Origin of the sequence: Pseudomonas imrae (assembly GCF_046352735.2) — a bacterium.
Lineage (GTDB): Bacteria > Pseudomonadota > Gammaproteobacteria > Pseudomonadales > Pseudomonadaceae > Aquipseudomonas > Aquipseudomonas imrae.
In genome coordinates, this window is record NZ_CP110853.2 from 3,512,598 (window position 1) to 3,533,850 (window position 21,253).

General features: G+C 58.2%; 17 protein-coding genes. 2 read left to right on the forward strand and 15 right to left on the reverse strand.

The window, feature by feature from the left end; translation table 11 throughout:
* Positions 1-45: 45 nt before the first annotated feature.
* The 8 genes from truA to leuC form a co-directional block, all read right to left on the reverse strand.
* On the reverse strand, positions 46-870 hold the full coding sequence (gene truA, locus OQ460_RS15720; RefSeq protein WP_410022025.1) for a tRNA pseudouridine(38-40) synthase TruA: 825 nt from the start codon (positions 868-870) through the stop codon (positions 46-48).
* Between the two features lie 169 nt (positions 871-1,039).
* Entirely contained in the window at positions 1,040-3,526 is a 2,487-nt protein-coding gene (locus tag OQ460_RS15725) for a FimV/HubP family polar landmark protein (RefSeq protein ID WP_410018347.1), read from the reverse strand.
* A gap of 163 nt (positions 3,527-3,689) precedes the next feature.
* Entirely contained in the window at positions 3,690-4,700 is a 1,011-nt protein-coding gene (locus tag OQ460_RS15730) for an aspartate-semialdehyde dehydrogenase (protein ID WP_410018348.1), read from the reverse strand.
* A gap of 248 nt (positions 4,701-4,948) precedes the next feature.
* Positions 4,949-6,061, reverse strand: a complete 1,113-nt coding sequence (asd, locus tag OQ460_RS15735) for an aspartate-semialdehyde dehydrogenase (RefSeq protein ID WP_124363600.1) — start codon at positions 6,059-6,061, stop codon at positions 4,949-4,951.
* A 64-nt stretch (positions 6,062-6,125) separates the two neighbouring features.
* On the reverse strand, positions 6,126-7,208 hold the full coding sequence (gene leuB, locus OQ460_RS15740; protein WP_410018349.1) for a 3-isopropylmalate dehydrogenase: 1,083 nt from the start codon (positions 7,206-7,208) through the stop codon (positions 6,126-6,128).
* A gap of 52 nt (positions 7,209-7,260) precedes the next feature.
* Complete coding sequence (locus OQ460_RS15745) at positions 7,261-8,025, reverse strand: class I SAM-dependent methyltransferase (protein ID WP_410018350.1); 765 nt, start codon at positions 8,023-8,025, stop codon at positions 7,261-7,263.
* 127 nt (positions 8,026-8,152) lie between these two features.
* Entirely contained in the window at positions 8,153-8,797 is a 645-nt protein-coding gene (gene leuD, locus OQ460_RS15750; protein ID WP_410018351.1) for a 3-isopropylmalate dehydratase small subunit, read from the reverse strand.
* Between the two features lie 10 nt (positions 8,798-8,807).
* Positions 8,808-10,226 carry a 3-isopropylmalate dehydratase large subunit gene (gene leuC, locus OQ460_RS15755; RefSeq protein WP_410018352.1) on the reverse strand — a complete coding sequence of 473 codons (1,419 nt, stop codon included), beginning with the start codon at positions 10,224-10,226 and terminating at the stop codon, positions 8,808-8,810.
* Between the two features lie 146 nt (positions 10,227-10,372).
* Between leuC and OQ460_RS15760 the strand changes: the two genes are divergently transcribed.
* Positions 10,373-11,263 (forward strand): LysR family transcriptional regulator, encoded by an 891-nt coding sequence (locus OQ460_RS15760; protein WP_410018353.1) that lies wholly within the window; start codon positions 10,373-10,375, stop codon positions 11,261-11,263.
* 63 nt (positions 11,264-11,326) lie between these two features.
* Positions 11,327-14,605: a PAS domain S-box protein gene (locus tag OQ460_RS15765; RefSeq protein ID WP_410018354.1), complete on the forward strand. Its 3,279-nt coding sequence runs from the start codon at positions 11,327-11,329 to the stop codon at positions 14,603-14,605.
* 45 nt (positions 14,606-14,650) lie between these two features.
* Here OQ460_RS15765 and OQ460_RS15770 read toward each other — a convergent pair whose 3' ends face one another.
* The 7 genes from OQ460_RS15770 to OQ460_RS15800 form a co-directional block, all read right to left on the reverse strand.
* Positions 14,651-15,955, reverse strand: coding sequence for a hypothetical protein (locus OQ460_RS15770; RefSeq protein ID WP_410018355.1), 1,305 nt, complete (start codon positions 15,953-15,955; stop codon positions 14,651-14,653).
* 300 nt (positions 15,956-16,255) lie between these two features.
* Positions 16,256-17,215, reverse strand: coding sequence for a hypothetical protein (locus OQ460_RS15775; protein ID WP_410018356.1), 960 nt, complete (start codon positions 17,213-17,215; stop codon positions 16,256-16,258).
* A gap of 537 nt (positions 17,216-17,752) precedes the next feature.
* Positions 17,753-18,202, reverse strand: a complete 450-nt coding sequence (locus OQ460_RS15780) for an Hsp20 family protein (RefSeq protein ID WP_410018357.1) — start codon at positions 18,200-18,202, stop codon at positions 17,753-17,755.
* A 117-nt stretch (positions 18,203-18,319) separates the two neighbouring features.
* Positions 18,320-19,279, reverse strand: a complete 960-nt coding sequence (locus OQ460_RS15785; protein WP_410018358.1) for a tRNA dihydrouridine synthase — start codon at positions 19,277-19,279, stop codon at positions 18,320-18,322.
* A gap of 70 nt (positions 19,280-19,349) precedes the next feature.
* Positions 19,350-19,793: an acyl-CoA thioesterase gene (locus tag OQ460_RS15790; RefSeq protein WP_410018359.1), complete on the reverse strand. Its 444-nt coding sequence runs from the start codon at positions 19,791-19,793 to the stop codon at positions 19,350-19,352.
* Positions 19,794-19,848: 55 nt separating this feature from the next.
* On the reverse strand, positions 19,849-20,682 hold the full coding sequence (locus OQ460_RS15795; RefSeq protein WP_410022026.1) for an alpha/beta hydrolase: 834 nt from the start codon (positions 20,680-20,682) through the stop codon (positions 19,849-19,851).
* 29 nt (positions 20,683-20,711) lie between these two features.
* A complete protein-coding gene (locus OQ460_RS15800; protein ID WP_410018360.1) occupies positions 20,712-21,251 on the reverse strand; it encodes a TetR/AcrR family transcriptional regulator in 540 nt (179 codons plus the stop codon).
* Between the last annotated feature and the right edge of the window lie 2 nt (positions 21,252-21,253).

A 21,253-nucleotide genomic window follows, 5' to 3' on the forward strand; every position in this document is an offset into this window, starting at 1 on the left:
GTTATCCGGGAAAGTCCCGGATGGTAACAAATGCTTTTCCGGGCGTCAGCCGCCAAGTTCAGTGAAACCGGTCAAGAAGTGTGGCCCGATAAAACGCTCCGGCAGCTCGAACTCATCCCGATACTCGACATCCACCAGATACAGGCCAAACGGGTGCGCCGTGACCCCACCGGTACGACGAACCCGGCTTTCCAGTACTTCCCTGGCCCACTCCACCGGACGCTCGCCAGTACCGATCGTCATCAACACCCCGGCGATATTGCGCACCATATGATGCAAAAAAGCACCAGCACGGATATCCAGCACAATCATCTTGCCGTGACGGCTCACCCGCAGGTGATGGACTTCCTTGATTGGCGACTTCGCCTGGCATTGGCCAGCCCGAAAGGCGCTGAAATCATGAATACCCACCAAGTGCTGGGCAGCCTCGGCCATGCGCTCGACATCAAGCGGGCGGTGGTTCCAGGTGATTTCTTCGTTCAAGTGGGCCGGACGGATCTGATCGTTGTAGATCACATAGCGGTAGCGCCTGGCAATGGCCTTGAACCGTGCATGGAAGTGCGCCGGCATGACCTTGGCCCAACTGACGCTGATGTCGTGGGGCAGGTTGATATTGGCACCCATGACCCAGGCTTTCATGGAACGCTCGACCTGGGTATCAAAATGCACCACCTGACCGCAGGCATGCACGCCAGCATCCGTACGCCCGGCACACATCAGCGAAACCGGTGAATCAGCGACTTTCGACAGCGCTTTTTCCAGCGTTTCCTGAACGGTCGGCACGCCAGAGGCCTGACGCTGCCAGCCGCGGTAGCGCGAGCCTTTGTATTCCACGCCCAAGGCGATCCTGAAAAAGCCGGCGGCCGCCATTTCGGCGGCCGCGTTATCTATATTTGCCAAGAACTGAGAGCCCGATGAGTTGCGCAAAGGCGGCCATTATAAGGCTGCGAGACGTCAACGCCATGTCTCTGGCTTTTTTAGTTGCCAGCACCAACAAAAACGGCAACCCGAAGGTTGCCGCAGTGTCCAGCGAGACCGTTCAGGCCAGGCGGCCGAGCATTTCCCTGGCTTCGGTTTTCTGCTCATCATCCCCTTCAGCCAATACCTCAGAGAGGATATCCCGCGCACCATCCGCATCTCCCATTTCGAAGTAGGCCCGGGCCAGGTCCAGTTTGGTGGCCACCTCATCGGTACCGGAGAGGAAATCGAATTCCGGATCGTCACTGCCCAATGCCGCATCTTCAGCCGTGAAGCTCGGTTCTATAGGTGGATGCTCAAGGCTCTGGGACAGGCGCTCCAGCTCGACGTTGACATCATTCAACTCTGAAGCAAAAGCGTTCGGCGTGGTCGTTTCCGGCGCATCCGGCTCATCCGCCAGAGACAAATCGAAATCTTCCGGTAGCTCAATGTCATCCAGTGCGGCTGGTGTCAGAGTGGGCGGCTCTACAGGCGGCAGATCCTTCATCTGATCTTCCAGCCCCGAAAGGAAGTCATCGTCAGCCTGGGAGGTTGGTGAATCCAACGGCAAGTCGAGATCAAAATCGGACAAGTCGCCCGGATCCGCTTTGGCTTGGGTTTGTTGCTGTAACACCGAGTCAAAACTCAAGTCTTCGACTTGCGGGTCCAGCGCTGTCGGCGAAGCAGCTTCAAGCTCGTCCAGGCTCAGATCAAAGTCCTCGTCCAAAGGAGCGGCAACCGGCGCTGGTTCATCCTTGAGCAGATCTTTGACGTACTGGGCATCCAGCGCCGCAGCCGCGACCGCCGCACTGACGCCGGCAGCCATCACGGCCATGGCCGGGAAGCGGCTTTTCAGCAGCTCGACCTGGGCATGGTTTTCGCCATTGGCGACCAGTTGGCGCTCCTGAGTCACAAAACCGTCTTTGTCGCCTTGCTGGCCGTAGACTTCCATCAGCTTCAGACGCAGGTCACTGCGCTTGGGCTCCAGCGGGATGGCCTCTGCCAGGATTGCAGCCGCCTGGTTCAGGTGGCCACGATCCAGGTGGGATTGCGCTTGCGCCAAGGCGTCAGTGGAACCCGCCTCGATAATCGGCTTGATGGCCGCCGCCACAACGACAGCAGGAGCGACGGGAGCTGAAGCTGGAGCCAGCTTGACGTTTGCCGGCGGGACGTCAAGGCCTTCGAAACTGTCTGAGGGCAGGTCCCGCTCAAGGTTCGACGAAAACTCAGGCTCTTCCAACGCTCGCGCCATGCGCAGGTGCTTTTCCTCTTCCAGGCGTGCGTTGCGATGGCGGGCCCATAGCAACAGGAGCAACAGCACCAGCAAGCCCGCCGCACCACCGATCACCCCCAGGACAATGGGGTTGGTCAACAGCTCGTTGAACTTGCCCTCAGTCGTGGCGGGCGCATCAGCCTTGGTCGACGCCTGGGCGGGCGCTACGACCGCTGCTGGTGCCTCGGCGCCAGGAGCCGCTGCCAGTTCGGCGGGCATCGCCGCAGGCTGTGCCGGGGCGCCACCATCGGCCTGCAACTGGGCCAACTGGTTGTTCTTGAGCTCGATCAAGCGTTGCAGCTTGTCCAACTGGCTTTGCAGATCAGCCATGCGGCTTTTGAGTTCTTCGTTTTCGCGCCGGGCCGAATCCAGGCTTTCCTGGGTCACCGCCAATTGGTTGTTCAGCGCCTTGTTGTCGCCGACAGCGCCCTTTACGCCGGTTTTCGCGGCATCAGCCGAGACCAGGCTCAGGTTGTCTTTCGCCGCGGTCTGCGAAGGAGCCGCGCCGGCCTGGGTGCGTTTAGTGGCATCCAGTTGCTGGCGCCCCGCCACCTGATTGCCTCCCCCGCGACGCCCTTGGCGCCAGGCCGCGTTCTGCGCACTCACCTCGGCAATCGCCTGGGGCTGTGCCAGACTGGTGCTTTGCACGGAATCAGGCAGACGCAGGACGGTGCCGGACTTCAGACGATTGATGTTGCCATCGAGAAACGCGTCCGGGTTCAGTGCCTGGATAGCCAACATGGTCTGCTGAATCGAACCGCCGTTACGGTGCTTGGCGGCGATTTCCCACAAGGTATCGCGGGAATTCGTGGTGTATTCATCAACCGTGGTCTTCCCGGAGGCCGAAGGCGCGCCGAGGCGTGGAGTCGGTGTGCTGGCTGGCGGCGCCTGGTCGAACTTGGCCGGGTCCAGCAAGACACTGTAATCACGCATCAGCCGGCCGTTAGGCCATTGCACCTGCAACAGGAAGCGCACATAGGAATCCGGCAACGGCTTACCGGAGGTGACACGCACCACGCTGCGCCCGCCAGGATTGAGCACAGGCGTGAAAGTCAGCTCATCAAGGAATGCCTGGCGGTCGACGCCTGCATCTACAAAGGCTTGGGAGGACGCAAGGCCGGGGACAATATCGGAGGCGCTCAGGCCACCCACATCCAGCAACTCGATCTCCACAGACAATGGCTGGTTCAGCTGCGACTTGAGAGTCATTTCCCCCAGTTGCAGCGCCTGCGCCATACCGGAAGACAGCGCCGAGGCGGCCGCTATTGCTAACACCAGTTTGCGAACTTGAACCATAGCCTCATCCTTTGTCTGAACACTCCCCGGCCTGCGAGAAGGTTGGGTATCGCTGCCATTCGGCATGGCGAGCCGATAAGTCACCGACACGCAATTTTTCCTGCAAGGAGCCCAAGCATAGCGCCTGGCTAGAATCAATCTACAAATTGCCGCCAAGTATCTTTTACACAAGGTCTTTTATCAACAACTGCGCCAGTTGTACGGCATTGAGTGCGGCGCCTTTGCGTACGTTATCTGACGTCAGCCACAGATTAAGTTCCGCCGGGTCATCCACCCCGGCGCGAACCCGGCCCACATAGACCACGTCCTGGCCCACTGCATCGCCCACGGCGGTGGGGTAATCACCCTCATCCACAAGCTCTATGCCCGGCGCGGCGTCGAGCGCGCGGCTAACTGCCGCAAGGTCGACCGGCGCGTCCAACTGCAACGACACAGTCAGGCTATCGCCAAAAAACACCGGGGCTTGAACGCAAGTTGCGGAAATCTTTAGCAAAGGTAATTCCAGAACCGCACGAAGTTCGTGTACGAGACGCTTCTCCAGGACTGTATGACCCTGGGCGTCTGGCGTGCCGACTTGTGCCAGCAGGTTGAAGGCCATTTGCCGATCGAAGAACTTCGGCTCCAGCGGGCGCACGTTCAGCAGTTCCGCCGTCTGGCGGGCCAACTCACTGACCGCTTCGCGGCCTTGCGCCGACACCGCCAGGTTCGCGGTAACGCTGACACGCTGGATATCCAGCAAACCGCGCAACGGCGCCAGGACCACCGCCAGGTTGGTGGCGGACGGGCTTGGGCTGCCAAGCTGGAACGGTTTTTTCAGGCCATCGAGAACATGAGCATTAGCTTCAGGCACCACTTGAAGCGCCTGCCCGGCGGGCAGGGCGCCGGACAAGTCGATCACCGAACACCCTGCCGCCGTGGCCCGTGGCGCGAAGCTCAGGGTTACCGCAGGGCCAGCGGCAAAGAACGCCAGTTGCGCCTTGCTGAAGTCGAACTCATCGACTTCCTTGACCCGCACGTTCTTGCCACGAAACGGTACCGACGCGCCGGCGGAGTTACTGCCTGCCAACAGGTACAGGGTGCCCACCGGAAAATCCAGCTCTTCGAGAATCTGCACCAGGGTTTCACCAACGGTACCGGTGGCGCCGATCACGGCGATTTCAAAGGTCTGGGTCATGGTAGCTGCCTCGGGCATTGCGGGGGGAGCGGCACTTTACCGGGTGGTAGGGGGCGAGGCAATTGGCCTGGGTTTTGTAGCGCCGCTGATGGCCTCATCGGGAGCAAGCCCCCTCCCACATTCAACCGAGCTCCCTCTTTGGAATGGAGGCAAATGTGGGAGGGGCTTGCTCTCGATGGGGCCCTGACAAGCAACAAAAAACCCGCGCCTGTCACCAGAGCGCGGGGTTCTCTTATTACCTCAAGCGATCAACGTTCCAGCAAGATCCGCAGCATGCGACGCAACGGCTCAGCAGCGCCCCACAGCAGTTGGTCGCCAACGGTGAACGCACCGAGGAACTGGCTGCCCATGTTCAACTTGCGCAGACGGCCCACCGGTACATTCAAGGTGCCGGTAACCTTGGTCGGGCTCAGCTCCTGCATGCTGATTTCGCGGTTGTTCGGCACCAGCTTGACCCATGGGTTGTGCTGGCTGATCAGCCCTTCGATATCGGCGATCGGCACATCTTTGTTCAACTTGATGGTCAGCGCCTGGCTGTGGCAACGCATGGCGCCAATGCGCACGCAAATCCCATCCACCGGGATCGGGTTCTTGAAGCGACCGAGAATTTTGTTGGTCTCGGCCTGCGCCTTCCATTCTTCACGGCTCTGGCCGTTCGGCAGTTCTTTGTCGATCCATGGGATCAGGCTACCGGCCAACGGCACGCCGAAGTTCTCGGTGGGGTAGGCATCGCTGCGCATGGCTTCGGCCACACGACGGTCAATGTCGAGGATCGCGCTGGCCGGGTCAGCCAATTGATCGGCGACAGCGGCGTGGGTCGCCCCCATTTGCTTGATCAGTTCACGCATGTTCTGCGCACCGGCCCCCGAGGCCGCCTGATAAGTCATCGCGCTCATCCACTCCACCAAGCCAGCCTCGAACAGGCCACCCAGGCCCATCAGCATCAGGCTGACGGTGCAATTGCCGCCGACGTAGTTCCTGGTGCCTGCATCCAACTGCTGGTCGATGACCTTGCGGTTCACCGGGTCAAGGATGATCACGGCATCATCCTGCATGCGCAGGCTGGAGGCGGCATCGATCCAGTAACCCTGCCAGCCGGCTTCGCGCAGCTTGGGGAAGACTTCGCTGGTATAGTCGCCACCCTGGCAGGTCAGAATGACGTCGAGGGTCTTGAGCTCTTCAATGCTGTAGGCGTCCTTGAGCGGCGCAATATCCTTGCCCACGGACGGCCCTTGGCCACCCACATTCGAAGTGGTGAAAAACACCGGCTCGATAAGATCGAAATCCTGCTCTTCCAGCATCCGCTGCATGAGCACGGAACCGACCATACCGCGCCAACCGATCAGACCTACACGTTTCATCGCAACTACACCTTGTTAAAAAGTGGGCCGCCTTGCAGCGACAACTGCAAGCGGGCCCGAGAGATTACAGATTCCGCAGCGCGGCGACTACTGCGTCGCCCATTTCCTGCGTGCCCACTTTGGTACAACCTTGCGACCAGATGTCACCGGTACGCAAACCCTGATCAAGAACCAGGCTTACAGCCTTCTCGATGGCATCGGCGGCATCCGCCAGATTGAAGCTGTAACGCAGCATCATCGAGACCGACAAAATGGTCGCCAGTGGGTTGGCAATGCCTTGGCCCGCGATGTCCGGCGCCGAGCCGTGGCAGGGCTCGTACATCCCCTTGTTATTGGTGTCCAGGGACGCCGACGGCAGCATGCCGATGGAACCGGTGAGCATCGAGGCCTGGTCGGAAAGAATGTCGCCAAACAGGTTGTCGGTGACAATCACATCGAACTGCTTCGGTGCGCGAACCAGTTGCATCGCGGCGTTGTCGACGTACATGTGGCTCAGTTCGACGTCCGGATAGTCCTTGGCAACCTCTTCGACGATCTCGCGCCACAACTGACTGGAAGCCAACACGTTGGCTTTGTCCACCGAGCAGACCTTCTTGCCACGCACACGGGCCATGTCGAAACCGACGCGGGCGATACGGCGGATTTCACTTTCGCTGTATGGCAGCGTGTCGTATGCCTGGCGCTCGCCATTATCCAACTCGCGCACGCCACGTGGCGAACCGAAGTAGATACCACCGGTCAGTTCACGCACGATCAGGATATCCAGCCCCGCCACTACTTCTGGCTTGAGGCTCGATGCGTCGGCCAGTTGCGGGTAGAGAATCGCCGGGCGCAGGTTGCCGAACAGGCCCAACTGCGCACGGATCTTCAGCAGGCCGCGCTCAGGGCGGATATCACGTTCGATCTTGTCCCATTTCGGGCCGCCCACGGCGCCCAGCAGCACAGCGTCAGCCGCGCGGGCACGCTCCAGGGTTTGATCGGCCAGGGGCACGCCGTGCTTGTCGATGGCAGCGCCACCGATCACATCGTGGCTCAACTCAAAGCCCAGGCTGTACTTGGTGTTGGCCAATTCCAGGACCTTGACTGCTTCTGCCATGATTTCCGGACCGATACCGTCGCCTGGAAGAATCAAAATCTGCTTGCTCATGCTTTCCTCGTTTCATCGGGCGACCCGCCCATGGGCAGGTCGGGAAAAATTATTAACGCTCGGCCCACACCACCAGCACATCGGTGCTGAAGGTGCCGTCGGCTTCAATCTCAAAATAATCGCGGACTTCCTGACCCATCACCTGCTGTAGTTCAAGGATCGCGGCGCGCAGGACTTGCGGCGTGCGCATGCGCTCGACCCAGGAGGTGTATTCCAGGCGCAGGCGCTGACGACTGCTGCTGCGCACGTGCAAGCCGGCTTCGTTGAGCTGGCACATCCACTCGCCGGCAGAATAATCGCGCACATGACTGGTGTCGCGCAGCACTTCGACCGTTTGCAGGTAAGTGTCCAACAGCGGGCTACCCGGCGACAAGACGTCCACAAACGCCGCCACGCCACCAGGCTTGAGCACCCGGCGTACTTCGCGCAAGGCTAGGCCAAGGTCACTCCAGTGGTGCGCGGAGTAGCGGCTGAACACAAAGTCGAACTCGCCATCGGCGAACGGCAAGCGTTCGGCGGCACCGTGTACCGTGCGAATGTTGCCCAGGCCACGATCCAGCGCTGCCGCGGCGACCACATCGAGCATCTGCTGGGAGAGGTCGTAGGCCACCACTTCTTTAACCAGCGACGCCACGTGGAAGCTCACATGACCGGCGCCACACCCCAGGTCCAGTAGTCGCGCACCGCCCTGCCCGACCAGTTCGGCCTGGAGCAGCGCAAATTCGGTACCTTGGGCATGCACGGCACTGTTCAGGTAGGCCGAGGCCTGTTCGCCGAATTGTTTTTGCACGACTTGGGTGTGGGCGGTGGTGGTCATGGTGGTTTCCTTGGGTTTTGTGTTGTTAACACTGGCCCCATCGGGAGCAAGCCCTCTCCCCCATTTGAAATGCGTTCCCATGTGGGAGAGGACTTGCTCTCGATGACGGCGGTCCTGCTACATCAAATCAAGCATCGCGAAACAACCAAGGCTGGCTCGCCCGGTGTCTGGCTTCAAACGCGGCAATCGCCTCGCCGTCCTGCAAGGTCAGGCCAATATCGTCCAGGCCGTTGATCAGGCAATGTTTGCGGAAGGCATCCACTTCAAAGTGATACACCTTGCCATCCGGACGGGTCACGGTCTGTGCGGCGAGGTCGACGGTCAACTGGTAGCCCGCGCAGGCTTCCACTTGCTTGAACAACTCGTCCACTTCTTCGTCGGTCAAGATGATCGGCAACAGGCCGTTCTTAAAGCTGTTGTTGAAGAAGATGTCGGCGTAGCTCGGTGCGATAATGCTACGAAAGCCATACTCCTCAAGAGCCCACGGTGCGTGCTCGCGGCTTGAACCGCAGCCGAAGTTTTCCCGGGCCAGCAACACGCTGGCGCCCTGGTATCGTTCGGCATTGAGCACGAAGTCCTTGTTCAGCGGGCGCTTGGAGTTGTCCTGGTAGGCATAGCCCACGTCCAGGTAGCGCCATTCGTCGAACAGGTTGGGACCAAAACCGGTGCGCTTGATCGACTTGAGGAACTGCTTGGGAATAATCTGATCCGTGTCGACGTTGGCACGGTCCAACGGCGCTACAAGACCTGTGTGTTGGGTAAAAGCTCTCATCGGGTATTCCTCAGATCAATTCGCGAACGTCGATGAAACGACCGTTGACGGCAGCCGCGGCAGCCATGGCCGGGCTGACCAGATGCGTGCGGCCACCGGCGCCCTGACGCCCTTCGAAATTACGGTTGGAAGTGGACGCGCAATGTTCGCCCGACTCCAAACGGTCCGGGTTCATCGCAAGGCACATGGAGCAGCCCGGTTCGCGCCATTCAAAGCCGGCCTCGAGGAAGATCTTATCCAGCCCTTCAGCTTCGGCTTGGGCCTTCACCAGCCCCGAACCCGGCACCACGATTGCCTGCTTGATAGTCGAGGCGACTTTACGGCCCTTGGCGATCACCGCCGCGGCGCGCAAATCTTCGATCCGAGAATTGGTGCAGGAACCGATAAACACGCGATCCAACTGAATATCAGTGATTGCCTGGTTGGCTTTCAGGCCCATGTACTTCAGGGCGCGCTCGATGGAACCGCGCTTGACCAAATCCTGCTCCTGGGCAGGGTCCGGCACATTTTGGTCAACCGCCAGGACCATTTCCGGCGAGGTCCCCCAGCTGACCTGTGGCTTGATCTGGGCAGCGTCGAGCTCGACCACCGTGTCAAACACCGCGTCGTCATCGGAGACCAGGTCTTTCCAGGCCTCGACCGCAGCGTCCCAATCGGAGCCTTTCGGGGCGAAAGGACGACCCTTGACGTACTCCACGGTTTTTTCGTCTGCGGCCACCATGCCCACACGGGCACCGGCTTCGATGGACATGTTGCAGATGGTCATGCGGCCTTCAATGGACAGGTCGCGAATCGCGCTGCCAGCGAACTCGATAGCGTGACCGTTGCCGCCAGCGGTGCCGATCTTGCCGATTACCGCGAGCACAATGTCCTTGGCTGTGACACCAAAAGGCAATTGCCCTTCGACGGACACCAGCATGTTTTTCATTTTCTTGGCCACCAGGCACTGGGTGGCAAACACATGCTCGACCTCAGAGGTACCGATGCCGTGGGCCAATGCACCAAATGCGCCGTGAGTCGAGGTGTGCGAGTCGCCGCAGACCACGGTCATGCCTGGCAACGTGGCGCCCTGCTCCGGGCCGATCACGTGGACGATACCCTGGCGCACGTCATTCATCTTGAATTCGGTGATGCCGTACTCATCGCAATAGTCGTCCAGAGTCTGCACCTGCAGACGCGACACGGTGTCGACAATAGCGTCGATGCCGCCCTTGCGCTCCGGTGTGGTCGGCACGTTGTGATCGGGCGTGGCAATGATCGAGTCCACGCGCCAAGGCTTGCGCCCGGCCAGTCGCAGGCCTTCGAACGCTTGTGGCGAGGTCACTTCATGGATGATGTGACGGTCGATGTAGATCAGCGACGACCCATCATCGCGCCGTTTCACTTCATGGGAATCCCAAAGCTTGTCGTAAAGCGTCTTGCCGGCCATCAGTCGGTCCTCATCAGCGTGTTTCTATGCCCTGGGCGTTGAACAGTTCAATAACCCTTTGGCTTGTGAGGCTGATGCTATGGCGTTACATTAAATAACTCAAATTCATATTTTTTATGCTTTGGATAACCAACTGGAATACACGCATGGATCTGGCCAACCTCAACGCATTTATTGCCATCGCCGAAACCGGCAGCTTCTCCGGTGCAGGGGAGCGGCTGCATCTGACTCAGCCTGCTATCAGCAAACGCATTGCGGGTTTGGAGCAGCAATTGAAGGTCCGATTGTTTGACCGGCTGGGTCGCGAGGTGGGCCTGACGGAGGCCGGACGCGCCCTGCTGCCTCGCGCCTATCAGATCCTCAACGTGCTGGATGACACCCGGCGCGCCCTGACCAACCTGACAGGGGAAGTCAGCGGGCGCTTGACCTTGGCCACCAGCCATCACATCGGCCTGCATCGCCTGCCTCCGGTGTTGCGCACGTTCACTCGGGAATACCCGAACGTTGCGCTGGATATTCAGTTTCTAGATTCAGAAGTTGCCTACGAAGAAATTCTTCATGGCCGCGCAGAAGTCGCCGTCATTACCCTGGCTCCGGAGCCTCATTCACTGGTAAGGGCCACGGCAGTCTGGGATGACCCGCTGGACTTTGTCGTCGCGCCTGAACACAGTCTGATCAATAACGGTAGTATCAGCCTGGCGGACATCGCCCGGCATCCGGCGGTATTTCCCGGAGGAAACACCTTTACCCACCATATTGTGCATCGGTTGTTCGAGGCCCAGGGTCTGGCACCGAACATCGCCATGAGCACCAACTATCTGGAGACCATCAAGATGATGGTTTCCATTGGCCTGGCCTGGAGCGTGCTGCCGCGCACCATGCTGGATGATCAGGTGGCGAGCATCGCTTTGCCGGGCATACAGCTCAGCCGCCAGCTAGGCTATATCGTGCACACCGAAAGGACGCTGTCGAACGCTGCGCGGGCCTTCATGAGCCTACTGGATGCACAGGTCGATCCGACAGGGGTGTCGGTATGAAGCCTTGCACCCCGTAGACCCTGACCCCACGCCGAACGCCCATTGAGCCAAGGCGCCTTGATAATGCCAAACCCCGTCGACCCCAAGCCACCATTGCCGCACATTCACACCCTGGACCCGCAGCAGGCGGAGCAAAGCTGGGAAAACGCCCCGCAACTGTTGGCGGCGCTGAATGCCGCACGGCTTGGCGCCTGGAGTTGGGACATCGATAGCGGACAGATCAGTTGGTCACGGGGCACTCAGGCGTTGTTCGGTTTTGACCCTCGACAGCCGCTGCCCATGGACCTGGCCTACCTCGACCTACTACCCGCCGAAGACCGGGATCGGGCAGTCCGGGCGTTTCATGCGGTATTGGCCGGGGAGCCCTTCGAGCACGCCATGCATCACCGCATTAAATGGCCCGACGGCAGCCTGCACTGGCTGGAAATCAATGGCAGCCTCCTCCCGGACCCGAGCGGCCGACGCCGTATGATCGGGGTGATACGTGAGATCACTCATCAGCGCGAACGCGAACAAGCACTCGCTCATTCGGAGAAACGCTTTGCGACGCTGTTTCACCTGTCACCGAACATGGTCCTGTTTACCCGCCAGCAAGACGGCCTGATCACCGAGGCCAACCAATATTTTGAAAGTCTGTTCGGCTGGCCTGTAGCCGATGCCATTGGCCGCACCACGCTGGATCTGGGCCTGTGGGTGCATCCGCAGCAGCGCTTGCAACTGGTCAAGGCCACACAGCGCAAGGGCGAGCCTATTACCATGGAGGTGCAGTTTCGCGCCAGCGACGCACGGGTGCTTGACGGCACCCTGAGCGCCCAGAAAGTCGAGCTGGATGGCGAGGACTACCTGATCAGCACATTTCTGGACACCACCGAACGCAAAAACGCCGAACAAGCTCTCAAGGACAGCCAGGAGCGCCTGGACCTGGCCCTCGACTCAGCACAAATGGGTACCTGGGACTGGCACATCCCCAGCGGCATGCTGTATGGCTCGGCGCGAGCGGCGCAGCTGCACGGCCTGGCGCCAACGCCGTTTCATGAGTCTTTCGAGGCTTTTTTCGAAGGCATGCCTGATGAAGAACGCGCGAACATGCGCGATGCCTACCGCACGCTGCGCGAAGGCCCGGCCGGCAATTATCAATTGACTTACCGCGTGCCGTTGGAGGACGGCAGCTCGCGCTACCTGGAAAGCCGCGCGCGGCTCTATCGGGATGCCAACGGTACACCGTTGCGCATGGCCGGCACGTTGCTGGACATCACCGACCAGGTAGAGCGTGAACAGCGCCTGAGCGCCTCTGAAGAAAAATTCGCCAGCCTGTTCCTCGCCAGTCCCGACCCGATTTGCGTAACCAGCCTTGCGACCGGTCAGTTCATCGAGATCAATCCGAGTTTCACCCAGACATTCGGCTGGACTGCCGCCCAAATCATCGGCCACAGCGCCGAGCAAACCGGCCTGTGGGATGAGTCCGCCCAGCACCGGCAACGCGCCGAACAAGTGACCCGGGAACAGGTGGTGAACAATTTTTCGCTCAGCGTCCGCCACAAAGATGGCCGCAGCCTGACGTGTGTGATTGCCAGTCGCTTGATCAAAGTGGGTGAGCAGCCGTGTATCGTCACCACTCTTCGCGACATCACCCAACAACAGCGCTCCGAAGCCGCGCTCAAAGCCAGCGAAGAGAAGTTCGCCAAGGCGTTTCATTCCAGCCCCGACGCTGTGTCGATCACCGAGCGCGATACCGGCCGTTATCTGGAGGTCAATGATGGCTTCTGTCGATTGACCGGTTATCAGGCCGAAGAAGCCATAGGCCTGACGCTCTACCAGATCGGCATCTGGGCCGACGAAAACCAGCGCGCTGCGCTGCTGGCCGAATTGCAGGCCAAAGGCCGGGTCCGTCACCTGGAAATGCTCTGGCGCAACAAGCAGGGAGCCTCGCTGGCGGTGGATGTATCGGTGGAGCCTATTACCCTCGATGAAACCCCTTGCCTACTGCTGACCGCACGTGACGTCAGCCTGCTGAAAAATGCCCAGGCGCAAATCCGTCACCTGGCCTACCACGACCCACTGACCAACCTGCCCAATCGCGCCTTGCTGATGGACCGCCTGAGCCAGCAGATCCACCTGCTCAAGCATCACGATTTGCGGGGCGCGCTGCTGTTTCTCGACCTCGACCACTTCAAGCACATCAATGATTCACTCGGCCATCCGGTGGGCGATACCGTGCTGAAAATTGTCACCGCGCGCCTGGAGGCCAGCGTGCGCATCGAGGACACGGTTGCACGCCTGGGCGGCGATGAGTTCGTGGTGCTGCTCAGCGGCCTGGAGGGTTCGCTGGTGGCCGTCGGTGCTCAGGTCCAGGCACTGGCCGACACCCTGCGTGACTTGTTGTCCGAGCCGATGTTCCTTGACGGACAGCGCTTGCAGGTCACCCCCAGCATTGGCATTGCGTTGATTCCCGATCACGGCTCTACACCGGCAGACCTGCTCAAGCGTGCAGATATTGCCTTGTATCGGGCCAAGGACTCGGGTCGCAACGCCACCCAAATGTTTCACAACAGCATGCAACACACGGCCAGCGAGCGGTTGCGCATGGAAACCGATCTGCGCCTGGCGCTGTCGCGCGGCGAATTCAGCGTGCACTATCAACCACAGGTAGATGCACGAGGCAATCGCATCGTGGGCGCCGAAGCACTGGTGCGCTGGCAACATCCGCAACTGGGTGCGCAGTCTCCCAGTGAATTCATCAAAGTGCTGGAAGACAGCGGTTTGGTCGTGGAAGTGGGGGCCTGGATCCTCGATGAGGCTTGCGGCGCTTTTGCCCAGTTGATTGCCGAGGGACTGATAGACCCTTTGAATTTCAGCCTGTGCGTCAACATCAGCCCTCGACAGTTTCGCCAGAACGATTTTGTCGAGCGCGTGGAACGCAGCCTGATGCAGCACCGATTACCATTGAGCCTGTTGAAACTGGAGATCACCGAAGGCATCGTGATTCAGAACCTTGATGACACCATCGGCAAAATGCATCGCCTGAAAAAACTCGGTGTCAGTTTTGCCATGGACGATTTCGGTACAGGTTACTCGTCACTGACGTACCTTAAACGCCTGCCAGTGGATGCCTTGAAGATCGATCAGTCCTTCGTGAGGGAGGCCACACATGATCCCAATGATGCAGAGATCATCCGCGCCATCGTAGCCATGGCTCACAGCCTGAATCTGGAGGTGATTGCCGAGGGCGTGGAAAACCCAGAGCAACTGGCATTCCTGCAAGGGCTGGGTTGCCACCTGTATCAAGGCTATCTGCACAGCCTCCCGCTTCCCATGGACGGGTTCAGGCAACTACTGAGGTAAGGCGCAAGGAAACGTCGCCTATCCATCAGCGAAAGTGCCCAGCCATCAGACTAACTTCAGCGCTGTGGTGTACCCGTTACTCCAGTTCGAAGGCAACAGGCGCTCCTTCACTCCGTACCTGTCCAATGCCCCATCAATGACTGCCATGGAGTGCTCCCCATTGGCCACAGTGCCAATGGCGCCGCTGGCCAGCTCTTTCGCACTGCTGTTGCGCACATATGCAAACAACCCAAGCCTGTCGAAAGCCTCGCCTGGATATTCTCCATCGTTGAGTGTTTCCATGGCCAATTCAAAACTGCGGTTGGCGCGAAAGTCGTTATTTTCTATCTGCGCACGCTTTGCACTCACGGCGTACATAAAGTTTGCATCCGCCAGCAGCCCCGGATCGCTGCCAAAAAAATGTGAGCCCGCCTTGGCCTTTTTCAACTCTTCGTCAGTCACGGTCAGCTTAAAGGAATCTCTCATGACGACTTCATAGCCGCTGGCTGTCTTGCTGACTTGCCGATAGATACCTTCGGGATTTTGCCCAAACCTCATCATCGCCGCCTTGATCGCCGACACGGTGACGCAGTTGCCCTGCACACCTTGATAGAACCCACTGAACAGATTATCGGGCTTGACGCCCACCGGCTTGCTGGACAGTTTCAGATTACCTTTATCAACGGTGCTGGGAGGCTCAACAACCGACTCATCATTGAAGAGCATGTATCCATAGCTGTTATTGACCGGCTGACGCTGATTGTATTCATGCTTAATGCCCTCCATGACCAAGGCCCCACCAAAGGTATGGGTCCCCATGACACCCATAGCCCCCTTCCCCGTCATATTGCTTGACGAAACATAGCGCGCCGCCCCTATCACGCCCATGCCTTCCAGGCATCTTTTGACTGTGTCCCCTTTGAGGGTCGCTGCCAAAGCACTTTCAAAACTGCCGAGGCCTTGTATCTGCTGTTTACGCTTCACATAGGCGGCAAGAGCAAAGTTTGCATCCTTTATAGCGGAACTGTCACTGCCGCCGAACCGTGAGGCTTGTGCCACTTGCTTTAGCTCGGCGTGGGATACTTGAACTTTATATTCATCCTTCATCGTCACTTCGTAGCCATTGCCTGACGCTTTCACCTCACGAAACATATCGTGTGGACTTTGGCCAAAGGTCATCATCATCAGTTTGATAACAGCCGCATGTGTACTGTTGTCAAAGGACTCACCAAAATTGCGTTGAGTGGCCGTAAAGGCATTCAGTATGTCACGAGGTTTATTACCGCTCTTCTTTGAAGAAAAACTCTGAGGCCACGGGTTTTCAGTCGCACCTGTGTTTAAAGTCTGCGTAAAACTTGAAGTGACACGCATGACTGAAGGCGCTAACCGAAATGACCGTGGCATCTCGCTCGCCCCCCGCGTCGCCGCAGAGTAATCAATAGCCAAACCTGCCTCACTATGCCGCGAGCCTGTTTGTGGGGCAGGATCATTTTGCCGATCCTTGTACTGTACGCAATTACCAGCACTATAACTTACAAGCATAGAGATACTCATCATAAACTCCAGAATAAATACAACGAAACCAAACCCTGCGCAGGAAAGTACTACAATGACTCAACTTCCATCCATACTCATGATCTTGCTTTTATAGGCGCACACTTGAACTCATACTCATCCAACCAAAGCCACCGCTTGTCCATGAGTTGGCCTGCCGCCCTGACGACCCCACAATTCTTCCCGGCCTTCGATAACAGCCACTGAATGTCCAGTTCGATTAACCATGCCTATCTGCCCGCGAGCCAATGCACTTACAGGAACACTGCGCATATACTCTTTCAAGCCAAGGCGCTTGAAACCCTCGCCCGCACCACGTTCATCCTCACCGTCATTGAGACTTCGCACCGCCGCATCAAAGCTTCTAGCGGCTCGACCATCGTTATTCTCCAGGTACGCACGCTTGGCACTGACAGCGAACATGAATTGAGCGTCCTTGAGCATGCCTTTGTCATTACCGAAAAACCTCGCACCACGCACCCCTGCTGCCAACTCTCGGCTGGTCAACGTCAACTCAAAGCCATCGCGCATGGTCACGCTATAACCATCACTCAACTTCTTTACTTGTTTATAAATATCGGTAGGGCTTTGCCCGAATTTGTGCATCGCGGCCTTGATCGCCGAGACCGTCACGCAATTACCATCGGGCCCCTGGCGAAAGCCGCTCCATATATTGTCAGCCTTCGCACCATTACGCTTACTCGACAAGTCGGGAAGCGGGGCAGAAGTGGTGTCTTGCGTTGGCGGGATTACTTCCGGAGTCACCTTGGGCAAGACGGGTGAAGATTCAATATCGAGATCACCCCCACCGCCATCAACTTTATTTGAAAACATTGTTAAAAGGCGATCAAACAAAGAGGTAAACATGGAAGCAATCTTTTGAAAAGCTGCTCCCACGTCACCTAGACCTGCCTGCAACTGCACAACGCTTTCATTCGCCGCAGTACTACTGGACGAAAAATTTATTCCTTTACTATGTAATGGAGCGCTTTTATCCAATACATCTGGAAAGCTCGACCTTGCTACTGAACAATCACACACAACATTCTGGACATTACTAATATTCATGGAGGACATTATTATTTCTTCCGCAGTATGCTTCTCCGCCCCATCACCTGTCGGAGAAGCAGTTGATTCATATTGAACTCAGAGTTGAACGTCATTGGATTAATGGAAATGCATTGGCATTTTTCATTCCTCTCTTCTCAGCGAAGCTCTAGTGCATTTAAACAGCCAGAGTGGCGACTGCTATGTATGGACTGGAACACAATAGCTGCCTCACAGCCCATACTTTCGTGGAGAGAAAAACGTTTGAGTTCCTGAAATCGCTGCACACACAAGGACATCCACATAAATATTCGGACTTTTCCCTATAGACTTCTTGATAAAGCCGCCATCCCAGCGATGGCACTATATAAAAAATAGTCACATCAGCTAAAACACTGTCAAAAGAGAAAGGAGATGACACTATTTTTTTAAACCGCGCTATGCCGTTCATGCTATTTGCCCGTGCGAGAGCCCAGGCATTCAAATACTCAGACTAAAAATCGCTGAACAAAAAAAAGGCGCCAGAGGCGCCCTTCTTAATTTCATAAGGCAGCTATAAAAATAAACTCAATGTTGCAATGCCGGCTTCTGCGCTCCGTTGATCGGGATACGCTTGGCCTTGGCCTCTTCTGGTACCACCCGCAACAGGTCGATACTCAGCAGGCCATTGCTCAGGTCTGCAGCCTTGATTTCAATGTGGTCTGCCAAGCGGAACGACAGTTTGAAAGCGCGCTGGGCAATGCCTTGGTGCAAGTAAGTCACGCTCTGGGCCTTGGAATCGCGCTTGCCACCACTGATGGTCAATACGCCCTTCTCTACCTGCAGCTCAAGATCGTCTTCCTGGAAACCGGCGGCCGCGATCACAATGCGGTATTGATCGTCACCATGTTTCTCGACGTTATAGGGCGGATAGCTACTGCCGGGCTCATTGCGCAAGGCGGTTTCGAACAAGTCGTTGAAACGGTCGAAACCCACGGAAGAGCGGAACAGTGGTGCCAGGGAAAATGCAGTACTCATGGTTCAAATCTCCTGAAATCTCAGCAAGGTTCTTTATCTCCACGACCCGAATCCGGCATCGTGTACTCCCTAGATAAGGACCGCTGATTGCATTTCAAGAGATCGTTGCGAAAAAATTCACATCATTTCGGGGTGTTCCATTCCCAACAAACGACTGACTTGCTGCAGGTCGGTTTCGCGGCGCAACGCCGTAAACAACTCCACCGCCTGAGGGTAATTGCGCGTCAGCATGGCCAACCACTGCTTCAAACGACCCGGCGCCTGACGCTCAGTCAATTGCGCCACCGATTGCCGCCAAAACTCCTGGAGCATCGGTTGCATCTCCATCCAGCTCATTGGCACCACGTCTTCACCCGCATGCGCCGCAGCAATTTGCCGAGCCAGGTCAGGACATGCGACAAGGCCACGGCCGAGCATGATGTCTTCCACGCCACTTATTTCCCGACAGCGCCGCCAATCCTCGACGCTCCATATATCGCCATTGGCGAATACCGGCACCTTGACCACGTCCTGCACCCTCGGGATCCACTCCCAGTGGGCAGGCGGTTTGTAGCCATCGGTCTTGGTCCGCGCATGCACAACGATGTGAGCCGCGCCGCCCTCGGCCAGAGCCGTGGCGCACACTAGCGCACCGTCCGGACTATCGAAGCCCAGGCGCATCTTGGCGGTCACCGGAATATGTGCAGGCACCGCCCGACGCACATGTTCGACGATCTGGTTGAGCAACTCCGGCTCCTTGAGCAGCACCGCGCCACCTCGGGACTTGTTCACCGTCTTGGCCGGGCAACCGAAGTTCAGGTCGATAACTTCCGAGCCCAGCTCACAGGCCAACGCTGCGTTTTCCGCCAGGCACACCGGATCGGAACCGAGTAGCTGCACACGCAATGGTACGCCGGCAGCGGTTTGTGCACCGTGCAGCAGTTCCGGCGCGAGCTTGTGAAAATAGGCCGGCGTCAGCAGACGGTCGTTGACCCGGATGAACTCGGTCACACACCAATCGATACCGCCGACACGAGTCAGCACGTCCCGCAGGATGTTGTCGACCAACCCCTCCATGGGCGCCAAAGCAATTTGCATGGGAAACACTCAACGAAAAACATGGCAACGAAGAAACGCAGCGCAGTTTACTGATTTCCCAGAGCAACGGTTAATCCATGTGTCCGGTGTACAACGCCATGCCATAGCCGTCGATGAACTCCGCCGGCATGCGCTTGGGTTTCCCGCTGGACATTTCGATACACACAAAGGTGGTTTGCGCGCGCAACAAGGTGCTGCCGTCGCTGGGCCGCATCAGTTGGAAATGCCGGGTCATTTTCAGGCGCTGATCCCAGTCGACAATCCAGGTTGCCAGCTGCAGTTCATCGCCTTCATAGCCAGCTGCCAGGTAATCGATTTCATGGCGCACTACGGCCATGGCTCGGTCAAGGCGCCGGTACTCGGTAAGATCCAACCCCAGGCGCTGGGAGTGGCGCCAGGCACAACGCTCCAGCCAAGCCACATACACCGCGTTATTGGCGTGACCCAGGCCGTCTATATCCTCAGGCCCGACCTGCAGATCAATGATAAACGGCGTTGCCAAGTCCCAGCCCATGCCTTGCTCCCGGTCGATTAGTGTCGGCGGCGAGCAGTGTAACTCATCGGTCAACTCAAGCGGTCTGACGCTCAGGCTGATGGCAACCAGCAACTAACGCCAGTACACCTTCGATCACCCGTGGATCAGCCAGTACTTTTTGATGCCCGCCTTGCTCCAGACGCAACAGACGGCTGTCGAACCAGGCCTCGTGAATCGCTTGCGAGGCCCTGACCGACACAAAATCATCGTCGTCGGCATGCACGATCAAGCCCGGCAGGTTCAGTTGATAATGTGCAACATCCAAGTGCCTTAGCGGCATGCCGAAGGCGTGTTCAACCTCCTGGATAAACGCCGAGCGCGCCCGAGCCGGCAGGCCGACCATGCCGGCAAAGCCACGCAACACATCGAGAAACCGCGACGGCGCGGCAATACTCACCAATGCGTTGGTCCGCAGCCCCAACTGCACGGCCAGCATCGCACTCGCACCACCCATGGAGTGACCGACTACAGCGTGCAGCGGCGGTAACTCGGCAGCAGCCTCCAGCATCGCCCTGGCGAACAGCAATACGTGAGCTTCGCGACCCGGCGAGCGGCCATGGGCCGGGCCATCGAGGGCGATCACCGAGTAGCCAGCTGCCACCAACGCGTTGATCAGGCTGGCAAATTGCGTCGGACGCCCTTCCCATCCGTGCATCATCAATACAGCCGGACCTTGCCCCCAACGCAGGGCGGACAGGCCGAAGCGCAATGTGATGCGCTCTGATTGCGCCAGCAACGGCAACTCCCAATCACGCGGCGGTAAATCCCGGGGCGTCATGAACACCCGACGCATCTTGCTTGCGATGGTTTGCGGCGCCAGCCTGCCCAAGGTGCCGTTGACGCCACGAATCCACTTTAACGTGCCCATCATTCACTCCCCAGGCTCGCAAGCCTTTCTCAGCGCACTGCCGACTTGGAGGCGCGCAATACGCGATCCGACAATTCTCCCGGCCCCAGGCCGCGAGCCAGGAACAAACCACCAATCATCAGCGCCATATCTGCCAGCGCCTTGTCGGTTTCTTCCGGGCTGGAAGCCAGCTGGGCGGCCATCAACTGGATGTGTTCGTTCAACACTTCGCGAAAACCGTCCGGCAAGCGCCCTATCTCGCCTACCGTTGCCGGCATCGGACAGGCTTGCTCGGTGGAGTCCCGGTGTTTGCGTGAGAGATAGAATGCCGCCACCAGAGCACGACGCTCCTCGCCGGTAAGGCTTGCATCCATATCATCAATAGCCGCTCGGCGCCCTGCCAGCAATTGCGCGAAGACCTCCAGCATCAAGGCGTCCTTGCTTTCAAAGTGCGCATAGAAGCCGCCAACTGTCAGCCCCGCCGCACCCATGACCTCACCCACACTCGGCTCGGCCGGGCCGCGTTGTATCAACGCAGCGCTGGCAGCCTGCAAAATGCGTTCGCGGGTTTGTGCTTTTTTATCACTCATGA

Bases quoted from the DNA above. Each gene is read 5' to 3' on its own strand.
- truA (WP_410022025.1), bottom strand. From the start codon at position 870: ATGGCGGCCGCCGGCTTTTTCAGGATCGCCTTGGGCGTGGAATACAAA.
- OQ460_RS15725 (WP_410018347.1), bottom strand. From the start codon at position 3,526: ATGGTTCAAGTTCGCAAACTGGTGTTAGCAATAGCGGCCGCCTCGGCG.
- OQ460_RS15730 (WP_410018348.1), bottom strand. From the start codon at position 4,700: ATGACCCAGACCTTTGAAATCGCCGTGATCGGCGCCACCGGTACCGTT.
- asd (WP_124363600.1), bottom strand. From the start codon at position 6,061: ATGAAACGTGTAGGTCTGATCGGTTGGCGCGGTATGGTCGGTTCCGTG.
- leuB (WP_410018349.1), bottom strand. From the start codon at position 7,208: ATGAGCAAGCAGATTTTGATTCTTCCAGGCGACGGTATCGGTCCGGAA.
- OQ460_RS15745 (WP_410018350.1), bottom strand. From the start codon at position 8,025: ATGACCACCACCGCCCACACCCAAGTCGTGCAAAAACAATTCGGCGAA.
- leuD (WP_410018351.1), bottom strand. From the start codon at position 8,797: ATGAGAGCTTTTACCCAACACACAGGTCTTGTAGCGCCGTTGGACCGT.
- leuC (WP_410018352.1), bottom strand. From the start codon at position 10,226: ATGGCCGGCAAGACGCTTTACGACAAGCTTTGGGATTCCCATGAAGTG.
- OQ460_RS15760 (WP_410018353.1), top strand. From the start codon at position 10,373: ATGGATCTGGCCAACCTCAACGCATTTATTGCCATCGCCGAAACCGGC.
- OQ460_RS15765 (WP_410018354.1), top strand. From the start codon at position 11,327: ATGCCAAACCCCGTCGACCCCAAGCCACCATTGCCGCACATTCACACC.
- OQ460_RS15770 (WP_410018355.1), bottom strand. From the start codon at position 15,955: ATGCGTGTCACTTCAAGTTTTACGCAGACTTTAAACACAGGTGCGACT.
- OQ460_RS15775 (WP_410018356.1), bottom strand. From the start codon at position 17,215: ATGTCCTCCATGAATATTAGTAATGTCCAGAATGTTGTGTGTGATTGT.
- OQ460_RS15780 (WP_410018357.1), bottom strand. From the start codon at position 18,202: ATGAGTACTGCATTTTCCCTGGCACCACTGTTCCGCTCTTCCGTGGGT.
- OQ460_RS15785 (WP_410018358.1), bottom strand. From the start codon at position 19,279: ATGCAAATTGCTTTGGCGCCCATGGAGGGGTTGGTCGACAACATCCTG.
- OQ460_RS15790 (WP_410018359.1), bottom strand. From the start codon at position 19,793: ATGGGCTGGGACTTGGCAACGCCGTTTATCATTGATCTGCAGGTCGGG.
- OQ460_RS15795 (WP_410022026.1), bottom strand. From the start codon at position 20,682: ATGGGCACGTTAAAGTGGATTCGTGGCGTCAACGGCACCTTGGGCAGG.
- OQ460_RS15800 (WP_410018360.1), bottom strand. From the start codon at position 21,251: ATGAGTGATAAAAAAGCACAAACCCGCGAACGCATTTTGCAGGCTGCC.